Raw genomic sequence first — 26,762 nt, 5'->3', positions numbered from 1 at the left:
TCATTTCGCAAATAGTTGGGCAGGGTCTTCGAAAGCTTTGAACTCGAGGGCATTGCCAGCGGGATCCATAAAAAACATCGTCGCTTGCTCCCCCACTTTCCCCTTAAATCGAATTTGGGGCTCCATCACAAACTTAATACCGCTGTTACGTAGACGATCAGCCAAGACATTCCAATCCTGCATCGTCAGAACAACCCCAAAATGTTTTGCTGGAACCTGGTGATCGTCCACTTCGCTAGTCGCAACGTGACCACATTCTTCCGGAGCTAAGTGGGCAACCAGTTGATGTCCAAAGAAATTAAAGTCAATCCATCTATCTGAGCTGCGACCCTCTTCGCAGCCTAGGGTGCTTCCATAGAACTTGCGTGCTGCCTCAAGATCATCTACTGGAAAGGCGAGGTGAAAGGGCTGAATGGTCGACATGTTGATCCTTGGCGATGGGTTGGACTGTATCAATGCTATTACCGGCAAAGTTTAGTATATTGGGATCATAAAAATAAAGCTGTTCAACGGAGACAAGATGTTTACTTTTCAAATGATCAAGGTTTGCCGTTCCATTCTATGTGGCTTTCTCATGTTGGTTTTGAGTGGATTGGCGCATGCTGCCTATCCAGATAAACCAATTAAGCTGATTGTTCCCTATCCACCAGGTGGAGCGACTGATGTCATTGGACGTATTTTGGCCAAAAGTCTGGGTGAAGCTCTGGGTCAGCAGGTGCTTGTCGATAATCGTGGTGGAGCCGGTGGCAATATTGGCGCCGAGGCTGTAGCCAAAGCAACGCCAGATGGTTACACGCTATTGATGGGTGCAGTGACATCTCACTCCACTATGGCGACCTTAGAAAAAGGAAAGCTGCGTTACGACATTCTGAAAGATTTCACGCCAATCATGATTGTGGGATCTGTTCCGTTGGTGGTGGTTGTTAATCCTAATGTGCCGGTAAGAACGCTCAAAGGTTTGGTTGATTACGCTAAGGCAAATCCAGACAAGTTAAATTACGCCTCATCAGGCGCTGGTGCGCCTCAACGCATGGGCGCTGAAATTTTCCAAAAAGAGGCTGGTGTCAAAATTACCCATGTGCCCTATAAAGGTAGTGGCCCCGCAATGACGGATTTGGTCGCAGGCCAGGTCAATATGATGGTGGAAACCGTGCCAGCAGCCTTGCCGTTCATTACTGCAGGACAATTGCGCCCCTTGGCAGTGACTACAGCAAAGCGAATTTCAATGTTGCCAGATGTGCCTACTACCGCTGAATCAGGCATGCCTGGTTTAGAAGTCAGCTCAACCTTTGGTGTGTTGGCTCCAGTAGGCACACCAAGCCCTATCATTGATCAGTTGAATGCCGCTATCGCTAAGTTATTGGTAAATCCTGAAGTAAAGGAAGCGTTCTTAAAGCAGGGTGTTTATGCTGCCGCGCCAACTAAGCCCAAGCAAGCCGCTGAGCTTCTCAATACAGAAGTAAAGCGTTGGGAAAAAGTGATTAAAGAAGCGGATATTAAGACTGACTAAGCTTCACCATTTATTTTTTAAGCTAGAGAATTCATCATGACAAGTAATACTGACAAAGAGAAGAAACAATCTAATGAAAGTGGATTGCGTAAAGGCTTAACGAGTTACGGAGATAAAGGCTTCTCTTTGTTTTTGCGTAAAGCATTTATCAAGGGTGCTGGTTACACGAATAGCGCATTAGATAGACCGGTTATTGGAATTATTAATACCGGTAGCTCCTATAACCCTTGCCACGGAAATATGCCGCAATTAATTGAGGCGGTTAAGCGTGGGGTGATGTTGGCTGGTGGCTTGCCGATGGATTTCCCCACGATTTCTATTCATGAAAGTTTCGCGGCTCCAACTAGCATGTATCTGCGCAATTTGATGTCCATGGATACCGAGGAGATGTTGCGTGCGCAACCAATGGATGCAGTCGTCATGATTGGAGGCTGCGATAAAACCGTTCCTGCGCAAATGATGGGTGCCGCTTCCGCAGGTCTTCCTGCAATTCAGTTAATTACTGGTTCGATGCTGACAGGCTCTCACCGAAGCGAGCGCGTAGGCGCCTGTACAGATTGCCGTCGCTATTGGGGGAAATTCCGTGCCGGTGAAATTGATGAAGTCGAAAAGGATGAGGTAAACGATCAACTGGTTGCTAGCGTAGGTACTTGCTCAGTAATGGGCACTGCTAGCACGATGGCTTGTATTTCTGAGGCATTGGGAATGACGGTGCCAGGTGGAGCAACCCCGCCAGCTGTGACCGCTGATCGCATTCGTATTGCAGAAGAGACGGGTACTCGAGCTGTGCAAATGGCTAAAGATGGATTGACGATCGATAAAGTACTGACTGCTGATGCTTTTGAAAATGCAATGCGAGTGTTGTTGGCAATCGGTGGTTCAACTAACAGCATTGTCCATTTAGCGGCGATTGCTGGACGCATGGGTCTAGAGATTGATTTGGATGCGCTAGATAAAATGGGAGATGAAACTCCAGTGCTTGTGGATCTCAAGCCATCAGGCGATCACTATATGGAAAATTTCCATGATGCTGGTGGTATGACAACCTTACTGCGTGAACTAAAGCCGCTTCTCAAGTTAAATGCAATGACGGTTACAGGCCGTACCTTGGGTGAGGAAATTGATGCGGCTCCACCAAGCTTTAGGCAAGATGTAGTGCGCCAATTTAATAACCCTATTTACCCGCGCGGAAGCATTGCTGTCTTGCATGGCAATCTAGCGCCCGGTGGCGCCATCATCAAACAGTCTGCTGCCAATGAAAAACTCATGGAGCATGAAGGGCGAGCTGTTGTCTTTGAGAATTCCGAAGATCTCGCTAACCGTATTGATAGTCCGGACTTGGATGTCACTGCCGACGATATTTTGGTGCTAAAAAATATTGGGCCCAAAGGCGCCCCAGGTATGCCGGAGGCGGGGTATATTCCGATTCCAATGAAGCTCGCACGTGCTGGCGTAAAAGATATTGTGCGGATTTCCGATGGGCGCATGAGTGGCACCGCTTTTGGGACTATCGTGTTGCATGTGACACCAGAGGCTGCGGTAGGTGGACCATTGGCTCATGTGAAAAATGGTGATCGCATTCGTTTGAGTGTTAAAAATCGAGAGATTAGCCTATTAATCTCCGATGAAGAGTTGGCTAAACGTGAGCAGGAAAATCCGGTTGTTGAGCCGACTGCTGAGCGTGGTTATCTGAAGCTGTTCTTAGATACGGTTACCCAGGCTGACAAGGGTGTGGACTTCGACTTCTTAAGAGCGGTAAAGATGGTTGGTAAGACGCCAAAGCGTTGAGTCGGTAATAAAAAGATCAAAAGCAAAACGCCACCTAATAAGGTGGCGTTTGACTATTGAGCGAATCAATTTACTTCAAAATGGTGGAGTCGGCGGGAATCGAACCCGCGTCCGCAAATCCTCCACAACAAGTTCTACATACTTAGTCATATCATTTAATTTAGCCAGCTAGTCACAGATTGACATGTTCCACGCTGGCGATTCACTTAGTTTTCGTACTATCCCTCGTGACTCGAGATAGTCTTATCTCTTGTAAATGACCCTGATGTAGCTTGCGCTACCTGACCCAAGAGAGAATCAGTTCAGGGGCAACCGCAATTAAGCGGCTAGTGCGTAACGTTCGTCGTTAGCAGTTATTACATTCCCATTGATTTACGAGATAACGGGTCCTCGGTATGCCCTTGATGCTTTGTAATCCACGTCGAAACCATGTCGACCCCGGAGTTCATGCATTGGAAGTTCTATTTTAAGGCTCTTAGCCTTAAATTGCTGGATATCTTGCAGACTGCCAAATAAGCCCTACTGAGGGAAGATGATTTTTAATAGCTCCAGCGGATGCTGAACAAGATAATCAGCGCCCCATGCCTCTGGGGGCTCTTCACAGCCACAGTAGCCGTAGGCGGCGGCGATGGTTTTCATACCCGCAGCCTTTCCGGCAACAATGTCTCGTATATCGTCGCCAATATAGAGAGATTGAGCTGGGTCGATATTGGCGATTCTTGCGGCATGCAGAATGGGTTCAGGATGTGGTTTTGAGTATGGCGTGGTATCGCCCGATACCGTGGATATAGCCCTCTGACGCAGTCCCATCAAGTCGGTGAGCGGGTTGGTAAAGCGTTCGCTTTTGTTGGTAACGATGCCCCAAGGGAGCTGTGCGCTATCCAATTGATTCAGCAGGTGACCGACGCCTTCAAATAATTTGCTATCGATGAGCAATCCCTTTTCATAATTGGTGAAAAATTCATCTCGCAAGCCAATGAAATCGGGGTGCTCGGTATCAATGCCAAATGCTCCGCCAATAAGCCCTCTGGCTCCAGCGGAGGCGCAAGGGCGTAAGATTTCATATTGCTTGGGCGCCAGATTTCTGGCGATCAGAAGTTGATTTACTGCGGCCACGAGATCTGGAGCGGTATCAGCAAGAGTTCCGTCAAGGTCGAAAAACACCCCCTGGTAAGGGCTGGATAGATTACTCATACTTTGAATTACTTTCGCACGGCAATCATGTAGTTCACATCGACATCATCACCAAGGCTGTACACCTGAGTGAGGGGGTTGTAGACCATACCCTTCATGCCCATCATTTCGAGACCTGCTTGGCGGGTAAACGCAACCAATTCAGAGGGCTTAATGAATTTGGCATATTCGTGAGTGCCTTTAGGGAGCATACGCAGGACATATTCCGCGCCAATAATGGCGAATAAGTAGGATTTTGGATTGCGATTAAGGGTGCTAAAAAACAGCTTGCCACCCGGTTTGCAGAGTTTTGCGCAGGCTCTGACTACCGATGCAGGGTCTGGAACGTGCTCCAACATCTCCATGCAGGTCACCACATCATATTGCTCCGGCTCTTCCTCGGCCAACGCTTCAGCTGAAATAGAGCGGTATTGAAGGTCAGCCCCAACTTCGAGGGCATGCAATTCGGCGACCTTGAGCGCTTTTTCCGATAAATCGATGCCGCAGGTGATGGCTCCCGATTGAGCGATCGATTCAGCCAGAATGCCGCCACCGCAACCTACATCCAATACTTTCTTGCCTTCTAGGTCAATAAAAGACTTGATCCAGGAGAGGCGCAAGGGATTTATCGCGTGTAAAGGCTTGAATTCACTATTGGGATCCCACCAGCGGTGGGCTAGGGCGCTAAATTTAGCAATTTCAGACTGATCGACGTTCATAGGTATTTGTGGAGATAGGGCTTAAGGAAAGATGAAATACGAATATAGCGGAAATAAAAAAGCCCGCTAGAAGCGGGCTTTTTTACAAGTAAAAAGAATTACTTAACAGCAGCTGTACCAACAACTTCGATGTCGGTGCGGCGGTTCTTAGCGCGGCCTTCAGCAGTTGCATTGCTTGCAACTGGATTGCTCTTGCCTTTTGATTCTGTGTAAATACGGCTACCGTCAACACCTTTGCTTACCAAGTAAGCTTTAACGGACTGAGCACGACGCTGGCCGAGAGCCATGTTGTAAGCATCAGTACCAACGCTATCAGTGTTACCAACAGCAATAATTACTTCCAATTTGATCTTGCTTAAGTCAGCAGCGATTTTGTCCAATGTAGCTTTGCCTTCTGGCTTCAATGTAGCTTTGTCGAAGTCATAAAGTGTGTCAGCTTGCAAAGTGATCTTGCTTTGGCTAACGCCGTCAGCTTTTTTACCTAACCAGCCGTCGCAACCAGGAGCTGCAGTAGCAGGTGTCCAGTTGTTGTCACGCCAGCACAATGCGCCGTCGCCGTTCTTCCAGTTCAATGCAGAGCTGTTTTCCCAGTTATCAGAAGCCATTGCTGCAGAAGCAGAAACAGTGATAACAGAAGCTAGCAACACTTTTAGGGTTTTGTTCATTTTTAGTCCTCAAAAATCTCTTTTTTAATTAAAGTCAAACTTAAATGTAATTCGCCCTACCTTGAAGCAAAAACTGCAAAGCGACACATCTCAATTTCGTACAAACTGACAGAATCTTAGCATAGGGGCTATCAGTCATCAAAATGATATTATTTCTAAATGGAACAAGCCGCTAAAGAAACACTACCAATATCCCTAGAAGACGAAATGCGGCGGTCCTATTTGGACTACGCAATGAGCGTCATTGTCGGCAGAGCCCTGCCAGACGTGCGTGACGGCCTCAAACCGGTTCATCGCCGGGTCTTATTCGCGATGTATGAATTAAACAACGATTGGAACCGTGCTTACAAAAAATCTGCCCGTATAGTTGGCGATGTGATCGGTAAATACCATCCACATGGCGATTCTGCGGTGTATGACACCATTGTTCGCATGGCCCAGGACTTCTCTCTGCGCTATATGCTGGTTGATGGGCAGGGTAACTTCGGTTCTGTAGACGGTGATAATGCCGCTGCGATGCGATATACCGAGATCCGCCTCCGCAAGATCGCTCATGAGTTATTGGCCGATCTAGACAAGGAAACCGTCGATTTCGGGCCAAACTATGATGGCAGCGAGAAAGAGCCCCTCATTCTTCCTGCAAAAGTACCTAATTTGCTGATTAACGGCAGTTCAGGCATTGCCGTGGGTATGGCGACCAATATCCCGCCTCACAACCTCGACGAGGTGGTTACAGCCTGTTTGCATGTGCTGCATAACCCAGATTGCACGATCGATGAGCTCATTGAGATCATTCCCGCCCCGGATTTCCCGACCGCCGGCATTATTTATGGCGTCCAAGGGGTGCGTGAGGGCTACCGCACAGGCCGTGGCCGTGTGGTGATGCGGGCAAAAACCCACTTTGAAGATATCGATAAAGGCGCTCGCCAGGCAATCATCGTTGATGAGTTGCCGTATCAAGTGAATAAGAAGAACTTGCTTGAGCGTATCGCTGAGTTGGTAAATGAGAAAAAAGTAGAGGGTATTTCTGATTTACGCGATGAGTCAGACAAATCAGGCATGCGCGTAGTGATCGAGCTCAAGCGCGGTGAAGTGCCTGAAGTTGTATTGAATAACCTATATAAGAGCACTCAACTTCAAGATAACTTCGGCATGAATATGGTGGCTTTGGTGGATAACCAGCCACGCTTGTTGAACTTGAAGCAAATGCTCGAGTACTTCTTGCAGCATCGCCGTGAAGTGGTTACACGCCGTACGATTTTTGAATTGCGCAAGGCGCGTGAGCGTGGTCATGTCTTGGAAGGCTTGGCTGTTGCGCTCGCAAATATTGATGAGTTCATTGCGATTATTAAAGCGGCTGCAAACCCAGTGGTTGCTAAGCAGGAATTGATGGGTAAAGCTTGGGATTCTTCAATGGTGCGCGAAATGTTGGCACGTGCTGAAACGGATACCCCTGGAGGCCGCAACGCTTATCGCCCTGAAGGTCTATTGCCCGAGTACGGCATGCAGACCACAGGCTTGTATCGCTTATCCGATAGTCAAGCACAAGAAATTTTACAGATGCGTTTGCAACGCTTGACTGGGCTTGAGCAAGACAAGATTGTGAATGAGTACAAAGAAGTCATGGCGGAAATTTCCGACTTGCTCGACTTGCTTGCAAAACCAGAGCGTGTGACCCAGGTAATCGAATCCGAGTTGAAGGAAGTTCAAGCTGAGTTTGGTATTGCTGGTGGTGATACAGGTCGTCGTTCATTTATTGAGATGAACGCCACCGAGTTGTTCACGGAAGACTTGATCACTCCGCAAGATATGGTGGTGACGCTTTCTAATACCGGCTACATGAAGAGTCAGCCTCTGAGCGAGTACCGTGCACAGAAGCGCGGCGGTCGCGGCAAGCAGGCTGCGGCTACAAAGAACGAAGATTGGATTGAAACACTATTTGTTGCGAATACTCACGACATCATTTTGTGCTTCTCTGATCGTGGCCGCATGTACTGGCTCAAGGTGTGGGAAGTTCCGCAGGGTAGTCGCACATCACGCGGTAAGCCAATCGTTAATATGTTCCCATTGATCGAAGGCGAAAAGATCACTGTGATTCTCCCAATCAAGGGATATCAGGATGATCATTACGTCTTTATGGCAACTAGCCTTGGTACAGTGAAGAAGACGCGTTTGTCTGATTTCTCTAATCCACGTAAGGCCGGCATTATCGCCGTCGACTTGAATGAAAACGATTTCTTAGTTGGCGCAGCAATTACCGATGGTCAGCATGATGTGATGTTGTTCTCTGACGCTGGTAAAGCAGTGCGCTTTGATGAGAATGATGTACGCCCAATGGGTCGTACGGCGCGTGGTGTGCGTGGTATGAATTTGGGTGAAGGCCATCAAGTGATCGCGATGTTGGTTGCGCCTGCTGAAGCAGCGGAAGGTGCTGAAGCTGCTGTGGTTGATGCAAATGGTATCGCCATCCCAAGTAGCGTATTGACTGCGACGGAGAATGGTTTTGGTAAGCGCACTCCGATTAGTGAATACACCCGTCATGGTCGCGGTACCAAGGGCATGATCGCCATTCAGACAACAGAGCGAAACGGTAAAGTGGTTGCCGCCGCCTTGGTATCCCCTGAAGATCAAATTATGTTGATTACTACAGGCGGTATCTTGGTACGTACACGTGTTTCAGAGATTCGTGAGATGGGTCGCGCTACTCAGGGTGTGACTTTGATCAACGTGGATGAAGGTACTCGTTTGTCTGGCTTGCAGCGTATCGCTGAAAGCGATTCAGATGATGACAATGAGATCGATGATGGTGAAGAGGGTGAAGAGGGTGATGTAGCCGCAGATCCAGCAGTCGATTCCAATTCTGATGAAGCTGGTGATGCCTAATTGGCATTCATTAAGGGTTAATTAATTCATCATGACGTTTGACCGCCGCATTTTCAATTTCGCTGCGGGGCCCGCTACCGTACCAGAAGAGGTGCTGAAGCAGGCTGCTGCAGAGATGTTGAACTGGCAGGGCCTTGGCGCGAGCGTGATGGAGGTTAGTCACCGCGGCAAGGAGTTCATGGCCCTATACGAAGAGGTGTTGCAAGATTTGCGCACCTTGATGGATATCCCTGACTCTTACGAAATATTGTTGCTTCAAGGCGGTGGCTTAGGTCAAAACGCAGCCATTCCTATGAACCTGATGTCCTTGGGTAAGAATGGCCCTAAAGCGGATTTCTTGGTCACCGGTATTTGGTCTGAGAAATCTTTTAAAGAGGCTGATAAGTATGGTGTCGCGCATTTAGCGGCGTCCTCAGCTGCAGAGAAATTTAATACGATTCCAGCAAGATCTTCGTGGCAGTTATCTGATGACGCTGCCTACGTGCATTACTGCGCGAACGAGACTATTGGTGGAGTTGAATTTCCTGATGTACCGGATGTCAATGGCAAGCTTTTGGTCGCCGATGTATCGAGCAATATTCTCTCGAAACAGATGGATGTATCAAAGTGCGGCGTCTGGTTTGGTGGTGCGCAGAAAAATGTTGGTCCTTCTGGTGTAACGATTGTGATCGTGCGTAAAGATTTGCTTGGTCACAGCATGAAGATCACTCCTTCGATTTGGGATTGGTCTAAGCAGGCTGCAAATCAATCCATGTTGAATACACCACCTACCTTTGCAATCTACATGGCTGGCCTTGGGTTTAAATGGCTGCTTAAGCAGGGTGGCGTGAAAGCGATTGAGAAACACAATCAAGAAAAAGCTGAGTTGCTCTACAACTTCCTGGATCAAAGTAGCCTGTATGAAAATCGCGTTACCAAAGAATATCGCTCCCGAATGAATGTCACTTTCTTCTTGAAAGATGAAAATTTAAATGCGGAGTTCTTGGCGCAATCTAACGCAGCAGGCTTAGTTGCTTTGCGTGGCCATAAAGCCGCAGGTGGTATGCGCGCCAGTATCTATAACGCAATGCCGCTTGAAGGCGTCAAAGCACTAGTCGAATTTATGCGTGACTTTGAAAGGCGTGCCTAGTGAGCTCCAAAGACCAGAGTACCGAAGAACAGCGTCTAGCGCCCATACGCGACAAGATTGATGCGCTTGATTCGCAAATTTTAGATTTGCTAACTCAGCGTGCTCAAGCAGCTCAAGAGGTTGGCCACATTAAAGGTGGATTTGCCTCGCCAGTATTTAGACCAGAGCGCGAGCGTCAAGTAGTGGCGCGATTACAAGAGATTAGTAAAGGCCCTTTATTGCCTGATGGTATTGCAGCAATTTGGCGCGAAGTGATGTCTGCGTGCAGAGCATTAGAGGCTCGCCAAACCATTGCTTATCTTGGGCCAGTTGGAACGTTTTCAGAGCAGGCTGCGCAAACCTATTTTGGCCACTCGATTGCAGGCCTACCGTGCAATAGCATTGATGAAGTATTCAAGGCGGTAGAGAAGGGCGCAGCCCAATTTGGCGTTGTTCCTGTCGAGAACTCCAGTGAAGGCGCTATCTCCAGAACATTGGATTTGCTTTTGGATTCTCCAATGCGCATAAGCGGCGAGGTGGTTCTGCCAATTCGTCACCATTTATTGACAAAAAACGGCACCTTGGATGGTGTCACCACGGTTTGCGCTCATGCACAGGCATTGGCGCAATGTCAGCAGTGGTTAAGCTTGCATGCTCCGCAATTAAAACGCCAAGCCGTGAGTAGTAATGCTGAAGCTGCACGCATGGCTGCCAATGATCCAACGCTTGCAGCGATTGCTGGTGATCCGGCTCAAGAAGCCTATGGTCTTCAGGCGGTAGCTGCCCAGATTCAAGATGATCCGCATAACCGCACGCGCTTTGTGGTGGTTGGCACTTACGAATGTCAGCCGACCGGCAAGGATCAAACCTCATTAGTGCTGTCGGTCGATAACCAGCCTGGCGCCGTTCACCGCTTGCTTGAGCCTTTGGCTAAACATGGTGTATCAATGAATCGCTTCGAGTCCCGTCCCGCGAGAAAAGGCACTTGGGAATACCACTTCTATATCGATGTCGCTGGACACGCGAATGATGCAAAGGTGGCTAAAGCATTGGAAGAATTAAAAGCAACGGCAGCCTTCTACAAAAACCTGGGTTCATACCCCCATTCAGCATGAGTTCTAAGATTGGTTTAAAACATATTCAAGCTATCGCCCCTTATGTGGGTGGTCGCCCGATTAGCGAGGTAGCTCGCGAATACGGTTTAGATGAAAACAATATCGTCAAACTTGCTTCCAATGAGAATCCATTGGGTATGCCAAAGTCTGCTCAAGAAGCGATGCTCAAGGCTGCTGCTGATTTGGGTCGCTACCCAGACTCCAATGGTTTTGAATTAAAGAATGTGTTGTCTGATCGCTTAGGGGTTCCGGCCGATTGGATTACTTTGGGCAATGGCAGTAACGATATTTTGGAGTTGGCTGCACGCGCAGTTGCTCAATCTGGTGACGATATTATTTTCTCTCGCCATGCTTTTGCGGTGTATCCATTGGCTGCCCAAGCAGTAGGGGCTCGCGCTATAGAAGTAGCGCCAACAGAGAGTTATGGCCATGATTTACCAGCAATGCTAGCGGCAGTGAAGGCATCTGGCGATAAAGCGAAACTCGTGTTTGTTGCGAACCCCAATAATCCAACTGGCAGCTACTTAAGCGCAAAAGAGATTGAGGAATTTTTAACTGCATTGCCAGCTCATGTCGTGGTGGTTCTGGATGAGGCATACAATGAGTACCTTGCCCCTGAGCAGCGCTACGATGCCATCGCTTGGGTGAAGCGTTTCCCCAATATGATTTTGTCGCGCAGTTTCTCTAAAGCCTATGGCTTAGCTGGTCTGCGCATTGGTTATGGTGTGGCTCAGCCAGCTTTGACTGATCTGCTCAATCGTATTCGTCAACCATTTAACGTAAATAGTCTCGCTCAAGCAGCGGCCATCGCGGCGTTTCAGGATCATGCGTTCTTGAAGCAAGGCTTTGAATTAAATCGCGCAGGTTTTACTCAGTTGACCCAAGCATTTGATGAAATGGGTCTGACTTATCTTCCGTCGGCGGGCAACTTTGTGCTGGTGAAGGTTGGTGATGACGATAGCGCTGGCGCTCGCATTAATTTGGCCTTGCTCAAGCGCGGCATCATTGTGCGCCCGGTCGGTAATTATGGTTTGCCACAGTGGCTGCGTATCTCTATTGGATTGCCAGAAGAGAATGCCGCATTTATATCTGCTTTGCGCAGCATCTTGATATCCGAATAATCCAATAGCGCAAATAATAAAAATATAAATTCAATACGCCAATGGCCATCATTAATCCATCAAGCAACTACGGAACCGTCACTATTGTTGGTGTTGGCCTCATCGGAGCCTCTTTGGGGTTGGCCTTAAAACAGGCAGGTGTGGTGAATAAGGTCTTGGGCGTGGGACGCAGCGCGGAAAATTTAGATCAGGCACTCAAGATGGGTGCGATTGATGGGGTGGTGGATTTGGTAGAGGCCGCCAAACAATCGGACGTGATTGTGTTGTGCGTGCCTGTTGCTCAGATGCGCGCAGCCTTTGAACTGATTGAGCCGCATCTAGAGTCTAGAACGATGATTACTGATGCTGGTAGCACCAAAGGTGATGTCATTTTGGCTGCCAAGGAAGTGTTAGGCAAGAAAGCCTGTCAGTTTGTACCGGCACATCCGATTGCGGGTGGTGCGCAGCATGGGGCTAGCGCTGCTAAAGCGGATTTATTTGAGGGCAAGCAAACCATTCTTTGCCCTCTGCAAGAAAACTCTCCACAAGATACTGATTTGATTGAAGGCTTTTGGCAGTCCGTTGGATCTGTGGTCAAAAAGATTTCTTGTGTGCAGCATGATGCTATTTATGCGGCAGTCTCTCATTTGCCACACATCCTTTCTTACGCCTTAATGGCAAGCGTGGTGAATTCTGAAGACGCAGACCAAAAACTCAGTCATGTTGGCGCAGGGTTTAAGGATTTCACGCGCATTGCTGCATCCAGCCCAGAAATGTGGCGCGATATTTGCTTGGGTAATCGCACCGCGATCCTAAAGGAATTGGATCAATATTTACTCATCGTCAATCACATGCGCAAATTGATTGGGGACAATGACGGTGTAGGCATAGAAAAGCTTTTCAAGAAAGCCAGTCAAGCACGTCAAGATTTGGATGTGTTGTGATGAGTGGTTTGCCAGATATCACCATCGGACCACTTCAGCGTGCGCAAGGCTCAATCGTATTGCCGGGATCCAAGAGTATTTCGAACCGGGCCTTGTTGCTAGCGGCACTATCTACCGGCACCACCACGCTTAAGAATTTATTAGATGCTGACGATACTCAAGTAATGCGCAATGCTCTACGCCAGTTAGATTTGGTGGTAACTGATCAAGCCGACAAAGTCTGCGTGGTCGAGGGTTGTAGCGGTAAGTTTCCCGTGCAAGATGCTGATCTTTTTATGGGCAATGCGGGTACCGCTATTCGTCCGCTAACGGCTGCCTTGGCAATGCAGGGTGGTAACTATCGTCTATCAGGCGTCCCTCGTATGCATGAGCGCCCCATTCGCGATTTAGTGGATGGCTTAAGACAAGTGGGCGCGAAGATTGACTACGAATTGCAAGAGGGTTATCCGCCCATCAACATTTCTGCGGCGCATATCGCCATTAACGATGTTGTTAAGGTGCGCGGTGATGTGTCTAGTCAGTTCCTCACTGCGTTGTTGATGGCCCTGCCTTTGGTTGCTAAAGAGTCTGTCAAGATTGAAGTGATTGGTGAATTAATTTCCCGCCCTTATATAGAGATCACGTTAAAACTGATGGCGCGCTTTGGTGTCAAGGTTGCTTGCCCAGATGCCCAGACATTTGTCATCCCTGCCAAAACATCGGATGTGGTTTATCGAAGCCCAGGCATTCTATCTGTCGAGGGTGATGCATCCTCTGCGTCATATTTCTTGGCCTTAGGCGCTATCGGCGCTGGCCCAGTTCGTGTTCTTGGTGTTGGTAATGACAGCATTCAGGGGGATGTAGCTTTTGCAGATGCCTTGGAGTTAATGGGCGCAAAGATTTTTGCCGGCGAGGATTGGATTGAGGTTGCTGGTGTGAAGAATGCCAGTGGCAAACTCAATGGCATCACGATTGATTGCACAGAAATCCCGGATGCGGCGATGACACTTGCTGTTGCGGCACTATTTGCTGAGGGCCCAACGCGTTTAAACAATATCGCGAGTTGGCGCGTGAAAGAAACTGATCGCATTGCTGCGATGGCCAAAGAGTTGAAAAAAGTAGGCGCTATTGTGGAAGAGGGTGCTGACTACATCGTTGTTCAGGCGCCTAAATCCATTTCAGACTGGAAGTCTCCAGCAGAAGGTATTGATACCTATGATGACCATCGCATGGCGATGTGTTTTTCATTGGCGGCTTTTGGTCCAAATACCTTAAAGATCAACGATCCGAATTGTGTGGCTAAAACATTCCCAAGCTACTTTGCTGAGTTTGCAAAGATCGTCTCCTAGGATTGGCATTGATGAGCTTGCCTCCTGTAATTGCCATTGATGGGCCAACCGCCTCCGGGAAGGGGACAGTTGCTTCCTTGGTGGCTCAAAAGCTCGGTTTTCACTATCTGGATAGTGGTGCCCTGTATCGTTTAGTTGCTTTGGCTAGCCAAAAGGCATCAATTGACCCTAAAAATGGCCCAGAACTGGGTATTTTGGCAAAAAAACTCGTAATTTCCTTCAAAAATGGCCAAATTTTGCTCAATTCTGAGGATGTGACCGAAATCATTCGTTCCGAAGCCATTGGTTTAAGAGCGTCGGCAATTGCAGTGCATCCTGAGGTTCGTCAGGCTTTGGTGGGGGTTCAGCATGGTTTTCGTGAACTACCTGGCCTAGTTGCTGACGGCCGAGATATGGCCAGTGTGATATTTCCTGATGCGGTATTGAAGGTTTTCCTGACGGCAACAGCTGAAGCCAGGGCGGAACGTCGGTATAAGCAATTGATAGCTAAGGGAATTTCTGCTAAACTTGATGACTTGCTGCATGATTTGCAGGAGCGCGATGCCAGAGACAGTAGTCGAGGTACAGCGCCCTTGTTAGTGGCGGATGGCGCAAAAGTGCTTGAAACATCAGAATTATCGATAGATCAAGCAGTTAAGGCAGTTTTGGATTGGTATCAATCGAAGGCAGCTTAAGTCGCCGGTAGTAGATGTAAGAGAAGTAAAGCAGTAGTTTTGGTGTCTTGGGAAACTCTACAACGCGATTTTCTAACTTAGCGTGTTTCTCGGGGCTTTTTTAACCTAACCCGTCGGGCCTTCTGGCGGCACAAAGTGAATATACATGTCTGAATCATTTGCAGAACTATTTGAAGAATCATTAACCCGATCGAATATGAAGACCGGCCAGGTTATTTCGGCTGAAGTCCTTCGCATCGACCATAACTTTGTCGTTGTTAACGCTGGCTTGAAGTCTGAAGCGTTTATTCCTGTTGAAGAATTCCACAACGACGCTGGCGAGATTGAAGTAGCTCCTGGCGATTTCGTTTCTGTTGCTATCGACGCCCTCGAAAACGGCTATGGCGACACTATCCTTTCCCGTGACAAAGCGAAGCGCTTGGCATCATGGATGAATTTGGAAAAAGCACTCGAGCAAGCTGAGATCGTTACTGGTACTGTTACCGGTAAGGTTAAGGGTGGCTTGACTGTGATGGTTAACGGTATCCGCGCATTCTTGCCTGGATCACTCGTTGATACACGTCCAATTAAAGACACTAGCCCTTACGAGGGCAAGACTATGGAGTTCAAGGTTATCAAGCTTGACCGTAAGCGTAACAACGTAGTGTTGTCACGTCGTGCGGTTGTTGAAGCTAGCCAAGGTGAAGAGCGCGCGAAGTTGATGTCTAACCTCAAAGAAGGTAGCGTTGTTCAAGGTATTGTTAAGAACATTACTGACTACGGCGCATTCGTGGACCTCGGTGGTATCGATGGCCTCTTGCACATTACCGACTTGGCATGGCGTCGTGTGCGTCACCCAAGCGAGATGTTGACTGTTGGTCAAGAAGTTACAGCGAAGATTTTGAAGTTCGACCAAGAGAAGAACCGTGTTTCACTCGGCGTGAAGCAGCTTGGCGATGATCCATGGGTTGGTATCGCACGTCGTTACCCACCAAACACCCGTTTATTCGGTAAGGTAACTAACCTAACTGATTACGGCGCATTCGTAGAAATCGAATCTGGTATCGAAGGTTTGGTACACGTTTCTGAAATGGATTGGACTAACAAGAACGTTGCTCCAAGCAAAGCGACTGCATTAGGAACCGAAGTTGAAGTCATGGTTCTGGATATTGATGAAGACAAGCGTCGTATTAGCTTGGGCATCAAACAGTGCAAAGCAAATCCATGGGAAGAGTTCTCACGTGGCCAACAAAAAGGCGACAAGTTGACTGGCGCAATCAAGTCTATTACTGATTTTGGTGTGTTCATTGGCTTGCCTGGCGGTATCGACGGTTTAGTTCACCTCTCAGACCTTTCATGGAATGAGCCAGGCGAAGAAGCTGTTAAGAAATACAAAAAAGGCGATGAAGTTGAAGCTACTGTATTGGCCATCGATGTTGAGAAAGAGCGTATCTCTCTCGGTATCAAGCAATTGTCTGGTGACCCATTTAACAACTACACATCCGTAAGCGACAAGGGTAGCCTTGTAACTGGTACTGTGAAAGCTGTTGATGCTAAGGGTGCAACTATTCACTTGGCTGATGAAGTTGAAGCTTACTTACGTGCTTCTGAGATCTCAACAGATCGCGTTGAAGATGCACGCAATGTATTGAAAGAAGGCGACAGCGTTACTGCAATGATCATTAATATTGATCGCAAGTCACGTGTTATCAATCTTTCAATCAAAGCTAAAGACAGCTCTGACCAACAAGATGCTATGAGCAAACTCCAAGGTGATGCGCAGTCTGGCACAACCAACTTGGGTGCTTTGTTAAAAGCAAAGTTGGACAATCAAGGCTAAATCAATATCGCCGCTTTCCACGAGGAGAGCGGCGGTTTTTATTGATAGATCATGTCAGATCAAGAGCAACAAGCAATTACTCGCTCCGAACTCGTGGAGAGCTTGGCGGAACAGTTTCCCCAGCTACTTCCTAGGGATGTGGAGTTGGCAGTAAAAACATTGCTAGATACCATGACTCACGCTTTAGCGGAAGGCAAGCGTATTGAGTTGCGTGGTGTTGGTAGCTTTGTTTTGCATCACCGTCCTGCGCGTACTGGTCGCAACCCAAAGTCTGGTGAGAAAGTAATGATTCCAGAAAAACGGGTTCCACACTTTAAGCCTGGAAAAGAATTACGTGAGCGCGTTGATTACAAGCCGCTAAAGCAAGCGGGACCCAAAGAGGGTTCTGGTGCCTAGTCGCATAGCGCATAAGCAGTGGTCCATTCGGGCCATTTTTTTATTTAAGTTCTGCACATCATGATTCAGATTGCCACTTCTTGGCTTTTGTTATTACCAGTCATGTTTGGTATTGGCTGGTTAGCATCGCGCTGGGATTTGCGTCTTGAGAGTCGGATGGATGAGCGTGAACGTATGCGTCAGCAGCGTTCAACATTCAAAGGCTTAAGCCTTTTGCTGAATGAGCAACCAGATCAAGCCATTGAGACCTTAGTCAAGATTGCTCAACTCGACCCTGAAACAATTGAATTGCATTTTGCATTGGGTAGCCTGTTCCGTCGTCGTGGCGAAACTGAGCGTGCGATTCGGGTGCATCAGCATTTAGCCAATCGCGATGACTTAAAGGCTCGTGATCGAGATCATGCAGCATATGAATTAGGCCGTGATTTTTTGAGGGCGGGATTATTGGATCGCGCTGAAGCCTCTTTGAATCGGGTTGGCGAAGGAAAGTTCGCGGCTCCAGCCAAAGAGAGTCTGCTTGAGATGTATCAGATTGAACGCGATTGGAAGAAGGCGATTATTGCCGCTAGCGAACTGGAAAGTTTGCAAGGCAAATCTCACCACACAGAGATTGCGCAATTTCATTGTGAGATTGCGCAAGAGGCTTTGCGTCGTAAGGATTTACCTGAGGTTGAGCAATCAGTTCAATTGGCATTGCAAGCGGTGTCCAACCATGCGCGCGCCTTGATTTTGCAGGGCGATTATTTGATGGCGATGGACCGACCAGCTCAGGCAATAGAGGCTTGGAGCATCATTGCTAAAACACATCCTGCCTATATGCATTTGCTTGCAGACCGCTGGATGCTTGCTCATGCAGCCTTGGATAAGGCTGATGTTGGTTTAAGCGCCTTGTGCGAACTCTTAAAGACGCAGGCTTCTGGTGAGTTGCTCGATATTGTTCAAAAGCATGTGACCAAAATTCGTGGCGCTCAAGCTGCCGAAGAAATGCTAGTAGAAGTGATGCAGCACTCACCAAGCTTGAGCGCTCTATCTAAGTTGGCGGAAACCCGTTTAGCACTTGCCCAGACCAGTGGCAGCCCAGAAAGAATTTCTGATCTTCAGGCCACCCTAAGTTTGTTAAAGCAGCGCACTACTAGCTTGGCCCGCTATACCTGTGGAAATTGTGGTTTTCGTGCGCGACGTTTTTATTGGCAATGTCCGGGTTGCAATCATTGGGAGGCATACTCCCCAAGACGTAGCGAGGGCGCAGTCCCTAGTGGCCCATCAATGTGATGTTGGTTTGCATTCACTGAATTATTTGGAGAGATCTTGAAAGTCACCATCATTGGAAGCGGTTATGTCGGTCTTGTTACCGGTGCTTGCTTAGCGGAGCAGGGAAATAACGTTTTTTGTGTTGACGTTGATCCTAAAAAGATTGAGATTCTCAATTCGGGTGGCGTACCTATTTACGAGCCTGGCCTCAAAGAAATGATTGAGCGCAATCGCATAGCGGGCAGGTTACAGTTCTCCACGGATATTGCCGCTTCTGTAGCTCACGGCGATATTCAATTTATCGCTGTCGGCACTCCTCCGGATGAGGATGGTTCTGCTGATCTGCAATATGTTGTCGCAGCTGCCCGCAATATCGGTCGCCATATGACGACACCTAAAGTGATTGTGGATAAGTCAACGGTGCCAGTAGGCACTGCAGACAAAGTATCTACCGCAATTACTGAAGAGTTGAATAAGCGAGGTCTCTCGCCGGAACTGTGCTCGGTAGTCTCTAATCCAGAGTTCCTCAAAGAAGGCGCGGCTGTGGAAGACTTTATGCGCCCCGATCGTATTGTGATTGGCACTCAAAGTACACCAGCGGGATTGCGCGCCAAAGAGCAAATGCGCAAACTCTATGCCCCATTTAACCGTCACCATGAACGTACTTATTACATGGATGTTAAAAGCGCTGAGCTGACTAAATACGCAGCTAATGCGATGTTAGCGACCCGTATCTCCTTTATGAACGAGTTGGCCAATTTAGCCGACTTAGTGGGGGCGGATATTGAAGCGGTACGCCAAGGTATTGGTTCAGACTCTCGCATTGGTTATGGCTTTTTATATTCTGGAACGGGTTACGGCGGTTCTTGCTTTCCAAAGGATGTCTCCGCTTTATCCAAAACTGCCATTGAGCACGGCAGAGAACTGAAGATCCTCGATGCCGTAGAGGCGGTCAATGAAGCGCAAAAATATATCCTGGTGGAAAAGATTGAAAAGCGCTTTGGCAAGGATCTCTCGGGTAAGAAATTTGCTTTGTGGGGGCTGGCATTTAAGCCTAATACCGACGATATGCGCGAAGCGCCAAGTCGAGTCATCATTCAAGAATTAGTAAAACGCGGCGCTCAAGTAGTGGCGCACGATCCAGTCTCCATGCCAGAAGCTAAGCATTGCCTAGATCTGGACTTTAAGGGCAATCCAGAGGGTTTGAAAAAAGTCTCCATGGTGGCTGACCCCATGGCCGCAGTCGATGGCTGTAATGCCTTGATCATTGTGACTGAGTGGAAAGCCTTCCGTAGTCCTGATTTTGACCTACTCAAATCCAAGCTCAAAACCCCGATCATCTTTGATGGCCGTAATTTATATGAGCCACAGGCCATGCAAGAATTGGGTATTGAGTACCAAGGCATTGGTCGTCATAATTAATCGAAATATTAGAATCCATTAGAAAGATTACGCATTCCGTGGAAAAAGCTAACCGAGAACAATTTTCTAAAGCTCGCTTATTAGTAGTGGGAGATGTCATGCTCGATCGCTACTGGTTTGGTGATACCAATCGCATCTCTCCTGAAGCGCCAGTTCCAGTGGTTCAGGTAGGTAAGATTGACGAGCGCCTTGGTGGCGCGGCGAACGTCGCGCGTAACGTTGCTGCGTTGGGCGCCAAGACCACTATTTTGGGCGTGATTGGCAATGACGAGTCTGGGCGCCGTGTCTCTGAATTGCTCAAATCCAGCGGAGTGGATAGTCAGCTGGAGATTGATGCAAAAGTTCCGACAACAGTGAAGTTGCGTGTGATTGCAAGGCAGCAGCAGTTAATTCGTTTGGACTTTGAGGAGGCGCCTAGTCAGGCTGCTTTGGCTCATAAGTTGGAGCGCTATGAAAAATTAGTTGGTGATGCTGACGTGGTTATTTTGTCCGACTATGGCAAGGGCGCATTGGGTCAAGTCGCCTTGATGATTGAGCAAGCTCGCGCTCAGAAAAAAATGATTCTGGTCGACCCCAAGGGGGATGATTACGCTAAATATCGTGGTGCTACCGTATTGACGCCGAATCGCAGCGAATTGCGTCAAGTTGTTGGTCAGTGGACAAGTGAAGAAGATTTGACAAAGAGAGCGCAAGATTTGCGACACTCCCTTGATCTTCAGGCTTTATTGCTTACTCGCTCTGAAGAGGGGATGAGTTTGTTTACCGAGGCTGGTGTTAGCCATGTCAAGGCTCAAGCGCGTGAAGTCTTTGATGTTTCTGGCGCAGGAGATACGGTGATTGGAACGTTGGCGGTGGCTTTGGCTGCCCAGTGGCCATTAGAAAGAGCGATGGCTTTGGCAAATCGTGCGGGCGGTATTGTGGTGGGTAAATTAGGTACTGCCACTGTGACTTCAGAGGAATTGCAATGACTATTATCGTAACTGGCGCTGCCGGATTTATTGGCGCCAATATTGTTCAGGCTCTCAATGCGCGTGGCGAGAAAAATATTATTGCCGTTGATGATTTACGTCCCGCTGATAAATACCGAAACCTAGCTGATCTCGACATTGTTGATTACCTAGACAAAGATGAATTTTTAGCCGCTTTTAGAAGTGGTCGATTTGGAAAAGTCAGAGCGGTGTTTCATGAGGGAGCATGCTCCGACACCATGGAAACAGATGGTATTTTTATGATGGCGAATAATTTTCGCTACACCATGAATCTGCTTGATATCTGTACAGAGCAAAAAGTGCAATTGCTCTACGCCTCTTCAGCGGCAACCTATGGTGGCTCCGATGTATTTGTAGAGAGTCGCGAGCACGAGAAGCCATTAAATATTTATGGCTACTCCAAGTTCTTATTTGATCAAGTGATGCGTAAGCGTTTTGCTGAGAATGCGAATTCTGCGCAAGTAGTGGGCTTTCGCTACTTCAATGTTTATGGCCCACGTGAATCTCACAAAGGTCGTATGGCCTCAGTAGCATTTCATCAATACCATCAGTACAAAGACAATGGCCAGGTAAAGCTTTTTGGTGAGTATGGTGGTTATGGGCCGGGTGAGCAAAGTCGCGACTTTGTTTCGGTAGAAGATGTTGTTAAGGTAAATCTATATTTCTTGGACCATCCAGAAATCAGCGGCATCTTTAATCTGGGTAGTGGCCGTGCCCAACCTTTTAATGATGTAGCGCACGCGGTTGCCAATGCAATGCGCAAGCTAGATAACGCGAATTCAGCCAGTCTTGAGGAGTTGGTAAAGGAAAAAGCGATTGAGTACATTCCATTTCCGGATGCGCTCAAAGGTAAGTATCAATGTTTTACTCAGGCTGATTTAACAAAGCTACGTGCTGCCGGTTACGCTGAACCTTTCCTCGATGTTGAGCAGGGTGTAGGCCGTTATATTGCTTGGTTGTCAGCCAATGCGGATTTCTTGGCTAACCCACTCTAGATCTTCAGGATCTGTTTCTTTGGCTGAAGTTGTAATAAATACGAGCGCATATCTTTAGTGCATATAAAACTATAAAGGTGCCGGCTAAATTCCCACTTATCAACAGTGTGAATTCCTCAAACCCATAGGGCATATTTGCATAATAGAAATAAGCAACGCGAAATATCGCATTAAAAAATGCACTGATACAAGAAAGCCAGAATAGGTTCTCGACTGACATATTCAATAAGCTTGGCGTAATTTGAAAAATCTTTTCCCACGCTTTGTAAGCGATTAGCGGTGCTAGCGCATAAAGTGTGGCCAGTATTAGCGAGTCAGGAAGTGGCATATCTCGGAAAAAATACACTCGTATCGCGTATGCCAGCCCAACGCTCAATGCGCCCAACCACCCAAAGGTAATGACCGCTATTAGTCTATAGCCTGCAGGAATATAGATTACGTAAATGAAGTCACTAATTTTGAATATTGAAAAATATTCACGGTTCAGGTAATCCGTCAAGAACCAGACTATCCCTGTGCCCACTACTATTGCTAAATTATGGAGAAGTGAAGTCATCTGACGATCGGCTTGGTTTAATATTTATTAAATCTATAACGGCTTAAGAATAGCATTTGCCTATAGTTTGAGTAATGAGGGTAATCCCGTTCTGCTAATATAGTCATTAAGAATGGCAGTGTTTTCTGCACATGCATAAAACCACTCAAAGAAAATACCAATGAAAAATTATTTGACTGAGGCTTTTTTTCGATTCCAGCAACTCTTGCAAGTTGCTGAGCAATTGCCTTCATTCCCTAGTATCGATGACATAGAGCGTAGATTGCTTGTTTTGGTGGCTTTAGCGGAACGTGATGGCGCTCCTTTGTTGGTGGGTGATTTGCTGTGTCGTGCCGATGTCGCTTCACAGGCCACCATTCATGGCCGCCTTTCCAGGCTGCATGGCAAGCAACTCATCAAGTATCAGGCGGATACGGATGGCCGCAAGAAATATGTGTTGTCGACTCCCAAGGCTAACTCCTATTTTGCCAAAGTGGGTGAGTGCGTAGTTAAGGCCAGTAAGCCTTAATGCTTTGCCTTCTTAAGGCGAAGATTTTTCGTAGGTATTTGCCTATTCTTTTGTAATTGCCTGATCCTGCTTTAAACGGGGTCAACGCTTCTTCTCTCCATTCGTTTTAGATGCTCCCGCCAAATTCCTTGTGCGGGATTTATTTATTTTCTGATGGAGATCGAATGAATCAATTATTAAAGTCTTTAGCCTTTTCAGTGATCCTGGCTGCGTCGGGTTTGAGTGCGGCCAGCCCCGTTAATGTAAATACTGCCACCCAATCTGAGCTGGAAAGCATCAAAGGAATTGGCCCCGCTAAGGCAAAGACCATCATTGCGGAACGTTTGGATGGCGGTCATTTCCAAGATGCCAATGATTTGCAAAAACGCGTGCGTGGTATCGGCATGAAGTCCGTAGAAAAAATGGTGGATAACGGTTTAACGATTGAGGCACCCAGTTCATTTCGCGAGCCACACGGACGCACAGCAAAGGAGGGCTCCAGCCCTAGTAGACGTGGCTCGCGTGGTCAAAATGGTTCTCGCCATCATCCGGATCGTGCGGGCTCAAACCGCCGAAATTAAGCCCTTTTATACATAGTCCTACTTATGGCTAAAATGGCCTTATGAGCACACCTTCTTACTTAACCATTTCACAAACTGTAGGGAATACTCCCTTAGTTCGCTTACAACGCATCCCGGGTCTTGAGAATGACTCCAGGAACAATATGATTTTGGGAAAGTTAGAAGGCAATAATCCAGCCGGGTCGGTGAAGGACCGACCTGCGCTGTCGATGATTTTGCGTGCGCAAGAGCGCGGTGAAATTAAACCAGGCGATACCTTGATCGAGGCGACCAGCGGTAACACTGGTATTGCGTTGGCGATGACAGCTGCCATGCTTGGTTACAAGATGGTGTTGGTGATGCCTGAAAATCAGAGCATTGAACGCAGACAAAGTATGGCTGCCTATGGTGCGGAATTGATTTTGACTGCAGCTTCTGGCGGTATGGAGTTTGCGCGCGACTACGCCTTGCAACTTCAAAAAGAGGGACGTGGCAGGCTCCTAGATCAATTCGCTAATCCAGATAATCCGCGTGCACACATTGAAACCACTGGCCCTGAAATTTGGCGTGATACGGATGGACAGATCACCCACTTTATTTCTGCAATGGGAACGACCGGAACCATTACCGGTGTATCTACTTATTTAAAGTCCATGAATCCAGAGATTCAGATTATTGGCGCTCAACCGGAGGAAGGTTCGCAGATTCCGGGTATTCGAAAATGGGCACCCGAGTATCTGCCTAAGATCTATCAGGGCGACAAGGTTGATCGGATAGAGTATGTGACCCAGGCGGATGCTGAGGAGATGGCTCGTCGTTTGGCTGCTGAAGAGGGAATTTTCTGTGGTATCTCAGCAGGTGGCGCCCTAGTGGTTGCATTGAGAATTGCCCGTCAGGTTGAAAACGCAACGATTGTATTTATCGTTTGTGATCGCGGCGATCGCTATCTTTCCACCGGAGTTTTTCCAGCTTAATCAAGCTTACATTCGGTTCTTGGAATTACTTTACCCTCTTCTTACTGCTAGATTTTTTGGATTTAGATTTAGCGGGTGTAGTTGAATTCAATTCTTTTGCACTTGTTTTGCTATTGGTAGTTGCCATGCTGGGAACGACGCTTTGGTTTTTATATCCCAAGGCCTCAGCGAATTCCACAACGCTTTGTGCATAAAAATAGCTGCGGTTGTATTGCACAATGGTTAAGAAGTTATTCAAACCTGCAACATAGCGCACGCGATCATTTCCATCTTGATCTAGGTAAGGGAGATCCACAATCAATGCTTTGCTTTGAGGTTCGACGCCACCTGCCTGTAAGTCGCCTTGATCTTTTGTCAGAATCCTTTTATCAATCAATTCTTGTACTGTGAATTTAAGCTGAGGTTCGCCATCAGCGAGAGCCTTAGCATTAGAAAATTCAGATTCTTGAATAGGGAAGTAAATAGGCATGCCTGGTTGCCACCCATGCTTTTTCATAAAGTTCGCAACACTGGCAATTGCATCTTTGGGGCTTTGTTTTAGATCGATCCGCCCATCGCCATCGCCATCCACAGCAAAACTACGGATGCTACTCGGCATAAATTGAGGTAATCCGATTGCCCCAGCATAGGAGCTATTTTGATTCAGGCAGGCCTTAAAACGGGCTGGGTTGGTGCTTTGACTACTGTTTTTAGCTGGCAAACTGCCTCCCGCCTCTGACCAGCATAAAAGGATTAACTCCTGCAATTGATCTTTAAAGAGTTGCTCGCGGCTAGCCTTATTGGGCGTATCTGGGTAGCTAAATGCCAGGGTGGAGAGCACATCTTTAACCCGAAAGTTGCCAGTTTGACGTCCATAGATGGTCTCAATGCCAATAATGGCCACGATGACCTCGGCTGGAACGCCAGACTCTTGCTCAGTCCTGAGGAGGTAGTCCTGGTTTTGCTCCCAAAACGCCTTCCCGGCCTTGAGCCGAATGGGTTCGATAAAGCGCTTGCGATAGGCGGCCCAATTCTTTTTAAAGGTTCCCGATGGGGGTAATACCAATTTCCGAATCGACGGAATCGCTTTAGCATCGGAGAAGCCTGTTTCTAGTGAGGCTAGCGGAATTTCTTGGCTTTGGGCAATTTGGGCAAGTAATTGGTTGAGATTTTGGGTGAAACGGGCTTCGGTAGCAGCATCCTCTGTCTGGTTTACGATAGTCTCTTTAGTGTTAGCTTGTTGGGTGGGCGTGCTGGAGCAGGCCATTAAAGCTAGCGCAATGAGCAATATTGAGCTGTAGTAGGAGACGCGAAAATTCATGGATTTGAAGGTGGATTTTTGATCGGTAGATAGGTTTTATTGAATTATAAAAATTACAGTTTTGCTATTGAGGATTTCTAGTAATGACAACAGGATACATAACTCACCCAGATTTTCTGAAACATGAAATGGGTAGCCATCATCCCGAGTGCCCAGAGCGCATTCAAGCGATCAACGATCAACTCATTAGAAGTGGCGTAGATCGCTTCCTGCATCACCTAGACGCGCCTTTGGCAACCGAAGAGCAGCTGGAGTTGGTGCATAGTCCAGACCATATCGCTTTTGTTAGGGAGCGCTCGCCAGCCAGTGGATATTTCATGTTGGATGGTGACACTATTATGAATCCCCATACTTGGAATGCTGCCCTTCGTGCAGCTGGTGCTGCGATTGCTGGAGTGGATGCAGTAATGAAGGGTGAGGTGGAAAATGTATTCTGCGCGATTCGCCCTCCTGGTCATCATGCTGAGCCCACCCGTTCAATGGGATTTTGTGTGTTTGATAACGTTGCGGTAGCGGCGCGCTATGCAATGGAAGAGTACGGTATTGAACGTGTTGCCATTATTGACTTCGATGTCCATCATGGCAATGGTACTGAAGCGGCATTCTTCAACTACCCTAACGTATTGATGTGCAGCTTCTTTCAGCATCCTTTTTACCCGTATACCGGTTTAGATCGTGCGAATAATATGGTTAATGTGCCGCTGCCCGCTTCCACTCGAGGGGATGTAGTGCGCTCGATCGTAGAGGAGCAGTGGTTGCCACGCTTGCGGGATTTTGAGCCAGAGCTCATCATTATTTCCGCGGGATTTGATGCGCATCGCGAAGACGATTTAGGTCAAATGGGGCTAGTTGAAGATGACTACGCTTGGATCACTAAAAAACTGAAAGAGATTGCAAATCAATATTCTCAAGGACGCATCGTCAGCTGTCTTGAGGGTGGTTACAACCTCTCGGCCTTAGGTCGTAGCGTCGTAGCGCACGTCAAGGCGCTCGCCGACATTTAAGT

23 protein-coding genes, 1 other RNA gene and 1 pseudogene are annotated in these 26,762 nt (G+C 47.7%); 19 read left to right on the top strand and 6 right to left on the bottom strand.

Translation table 11 applies throughout. The annotated features are described in order from the left end of the window. Positions 1-423 (bottom strand): VOC family protein, encoded by a 423-nt coding sequence (locus FD960_RS07585; RefSeq protein ID WP_215298356.1) that lies wholly within the window; start codon positions 421-423, stop codon positions 1-3. 112 nt (positions 424-535) lie between these two features. On the opposite strand from FD960_RS07585, the gene FD960_RS07580 reads away from it, so the two are divergent. Together FD960_RS07580 and FD960_RS07575 are read left to right on the top strand one after the other, a co-directional pair. Next, on the top strand, positions 536-1,510 hold the full coding sequence (locus tag FD960_RS07580) for a tripartite tricarboxylate transporter substrate binding protein (RefSeq protein ID WP_215300642.1): 975 nt from the start codon (positions 536-538) through the stop codon (positions 1,508-1,510). 36 nt (positions 1,511-1,546) lie between these two features. Next, positions 1,547-3,298 (top strand): IlvD/Edd family dehydratase, encoded by a 1,752-nt coding sequence (locus tag FD960_RS07575; RefSeq protein ID WP_215298355.1) that lies wholly within the window; start codon positions 1,547-1,549, stop codon positions 3,296-3,298. Positions 3,299-3,379: 81 nt separating this feature from the next. Here FD960_RS07575 and ssrA read toward each other — a convergent pair. The 4 genes from ssrA to ompA form a co-directional block, all read right to left on the bottom strand. Further along, positions 3,380-3,738, bottom strand: a transfer-messenger RNA (tmRNA) gene (gene ssrA, locus FD960_RS07570). 79 nt (positions 3,739-3,817) lie between these two features. After that, positions 3,818-4,492 (bottom strand): HAD family hydrolase, encoded by a 675-nt coding sequence (locus FD960_RS07565; RefSeq protein WP_215298354.1) that lies wholly within the window; start codon positions 4,490-4,492, stop codon positions 3,818-3,820. Positions 4,493-4,500: 8 nt separating this feature from the next. After that, on the bottom strand, positions 4,501-5,190 hold the full coding sequence (gene ubiG, locus FD960_RS07560; protein ID WP_215298353.1) for a bifunctional 2-polyprenyl-6-hydroxyphenol methylase/3-demethylubiquinol 3-O-methyltransferase UbiG: 690 nt from the start codon (positions 5,188-5,190) through the stop codon (positions 4,501-4,503). Between the two features lie 98 nt (positions 5,191-5,288). Further along, entirely contained in the window at positions 5,289-5,855 is a 567-nt protein-coding gene (gene ompA, locus FD960_RS07555) for an outer membrane protein OmpA (protein WP_215298352.1), read from the bottom strand. A gap of 159 nt (positions 5,856-6,014) precedes the next feature. Here ompA and gyrA point away from each other — a divergent pair, with 159 nt between their 5' ends. From gyrA to cysM, 16 genes and pseudogenes are all read left to right on the top strand, one after another. Further along, the gene (gene gyrA / locus FD960_RS07550; protein WP_215298351.1) at positions 6,015-8,738 is read left to right on the top strand and encodes a DNA gyrase subunit A; all 2,724 of its coding nucleotides are present in this window, start codon (positions 6,015-6,017) and stop codon (positions 8,736-8,738) included. Positions 8,739-8,769: 31 nt separating this feature from the next. Beyond that, entirely contained in the window at positions 8,770-9,867 is a 1,098-nt protein-coding gene (serC, locus tag FD960_RS07545) for a 3-phosphoserine/phosphohydroxythreonine transaminase (protein WP_215298350.1), read from the top strand. Further along, the gene (gene pheA, locus FD960_RS07540; protein WP_215298349.1) at positions 9,867-10,961 is read left to right on the top strand and encodes a prephenate dehydratase; all 1,095 of its coding nucleotides are present in this window, start codon (positions 9,867-9,869) and stop codon (positions 10,959-10,961) included. The genes serC and pheA overlap by 1 nt, the downstream gene beginning before the upstream one ends. After that, on the top strand, positions 10,958-12,082 hold the full coding sequence (hisC, locus tag FD960_RS07535) for a histidinol-phosphate transaminase (protein WP_215298347.1): 1,125 nt from the start codon (positions 10,958-10,960) through the stop codon (positions 12,080-12,082). Before pheA ends, hisC begins: the two co-directional genes overlap by 4 nt. Positions 12,083-12,123: 41 nt before the next feature. Continuing rightward, positions 12,124-13,005 carry a prephenate dehydrogenase/arogenate dehydrogenase family protein gene (locus FD960_RS07530; protein WP_215298345.1) on the top strand — a complete coding sequence of 294 codons (882 nt, stop codon included), beginning with the start codon at positions 12,124-12,126 and terminating at the stop codon, positions 13,003-13,005. Positions 13,006-13,013: 8 nt separating this feature from the next. Beyond that, positions 13,014-14,333, top strand: coding sequence for a 3-phosphoshikimate 1-carboxyvinyltransferase (gene aroA, locus FD960_RS07525; RefSeq protein WP_215300641.1), 1,320 nt, complete (start codon positions 13,014-13,016; stop codon positions 14,331-14,333). Between the two features lie 11 nt (positions 14,334-14,344). Then, positions 14,345-15,007 carry a (d)CMP kinase gene (gene cmk, locus FD960_RS07520; protein WP_215298343.1) on the top strand — a complete coding sequence of 221 codons (663 nt, stop codon included), beginning with the start codon at positions 14,345-14,347 and terminating at the stop codon, positions 15,005-15,007. Positions 15,008-15,152: 145 nt separating this feature from the next. After that, the gene (rpsA, locus tag FD960_RS07515; protein WP_015421646.1) at positions 15,153-16,826 is read left to right on the top strand and encodes a 30S ribosomal protein S1; all 1,674 of its coding nucleotides are present in this window, start codon (positions 15,153-15,155) and stop codon (positions 16,824-16,826) included. A gap of 51 nt (positions 16,827-16,877) precedes the next feature. Continuing rightward, positions 16,878-17,216: pseudogene (locus FD960_RS07510) on the top strand (integration host factor subunit beta); the annotation flags it as partial. Positions 17,217-17,282: 66 nt separating this feature from the next. Next, entirely contained in the window at positions 17,283-18,494 is a 1,212-nt protein-coding gene (gene lapB, locus FD960_RS07505; RefSeq protein WP_215298339.1) for a lipopolysaccharide assembly protein LapB, read from the top strand. A 36-nt stretch (positions 18,495-18,530) separates the two neighbouring features. Continuing rightward, positions 18,531-19,895, top strand: coding sequence for a UDP-glucose/GDP-mannose dehydrogenase family protein (locus FD960_RS07500; RefSeq protein ID WP_215298337.1), 1,365 nt, complete (start codon positions 18,531-18,533; stop codon positions 19,893-19,895). Between the two features lie 38 nt (positions 19,896-19,933). Then, the gene (rfaE1, locus tag FD960_RS07495; RefSeq protein ID WP_215298336.1) at positions 19,934-20,863 is read left to right on the top strand and encodes a D-glycero-beta-D-manno-heptose-7-phosphate kinase; all 930 of its coding nucleotides are present in this window, start codon (positions 19,934-19,936) and stop codon (positions 20,861-20,863) included. Beyond that, positions 20,860-21,879, top strand: a complete 1,020-nt coding sequence (gene rfaD / locus FD960_RS07490) for an ADP-glyceromanno-heptose 6-epimerase (protein WP_215298334.1) — start codon at positions 20,860-20,862, stop codon at positions 21,877-21,879. The genes rfaE1 and rfaD overlap by 4 nt, the downstream gene beginning before the upstream one ends. 716 nt (positions 21,880-22,595) lie before the next feature. Then, entirely contained in the window at positions 22,596-22,943 is a 348-nt protein-coding gene (locus tag FD960_RS07485) for a hypothetical protein (protein ID WP_215298332.1), read from the top strand. Positions 22,944-23,107: 164 nt separating this feature from the next. Further along, on the top strand, positions 23,108-23,503 hold the full coding sequence (locus FD960_RS07480) for a helix-hairpin-helix domain-containing protein (RefSeq protein ID WP_215298330.1): 396 nt from the start codon (positions 23,108-23,110) through the stop codon (positions 23,501-23,503). A gap of 41 nt (positions 23,504-23,544) precedes the next feature. Next, positions 23,545-24,456 carry a cysteine synthase CysM gene (gene cysM / locus FD960_RS07475; RefSeq protein WP_215298328.1) on the top strand — a complete coding sequence of 304 codons (912 nt, stop codon included), beginning with the start codon at positions 23,545-23,547 and terminating at the stop codon, positions 24,454-24,456. Between the two features lie 25 nt (positions 24,457-24,481). Here cysM and FD960_RS07470 read toward each other — a convergent pair whose 3' ends face one another. Continuing rightward, positions 24,482-25,756, bottom strand: coding sequence for a lytic transglycosylase domain-containing protein (locus FD960_RS07470; RefSeq protein WP_215298326.1), 1,275 nt, complete (start codon positions 25,754-25,756; stop codon positions 24,482-24,484). Positions 25,757-25,839: 83 nt separating this feature from the next. On the opposite strand from FD960_RS07470, the gene FD960_RS07465 reads away from it, so the two are divergent. Next, positions 25,840-26,760: a histone deacetylase family protein gene (locus FD960_RS07465; protein ID WP_215298324.1), complete on the top strand. Its 921-nt coding sequence runs from the start codon at positions 25,840-25,842 to the stop codon at positions 26,758-26,760. The last annotated feature ends 2 nt before the right edge of the window (positions 26,761-26,762 follow it).

It is taken from the genome of Polynucleobacter sp. AP-Nino-20-G2 (assembly GCF_018688235.1).
Taxonomy (GTDB): domain Bacteria; phylum Pseudomonadota; class Gammaproteobacteria; order Burkholderiales; family Burkholderiaceae; genus Polynucleobacter.
This window is presented reverse-complemented; position numbering and strand designations above follow the sequence as displayed.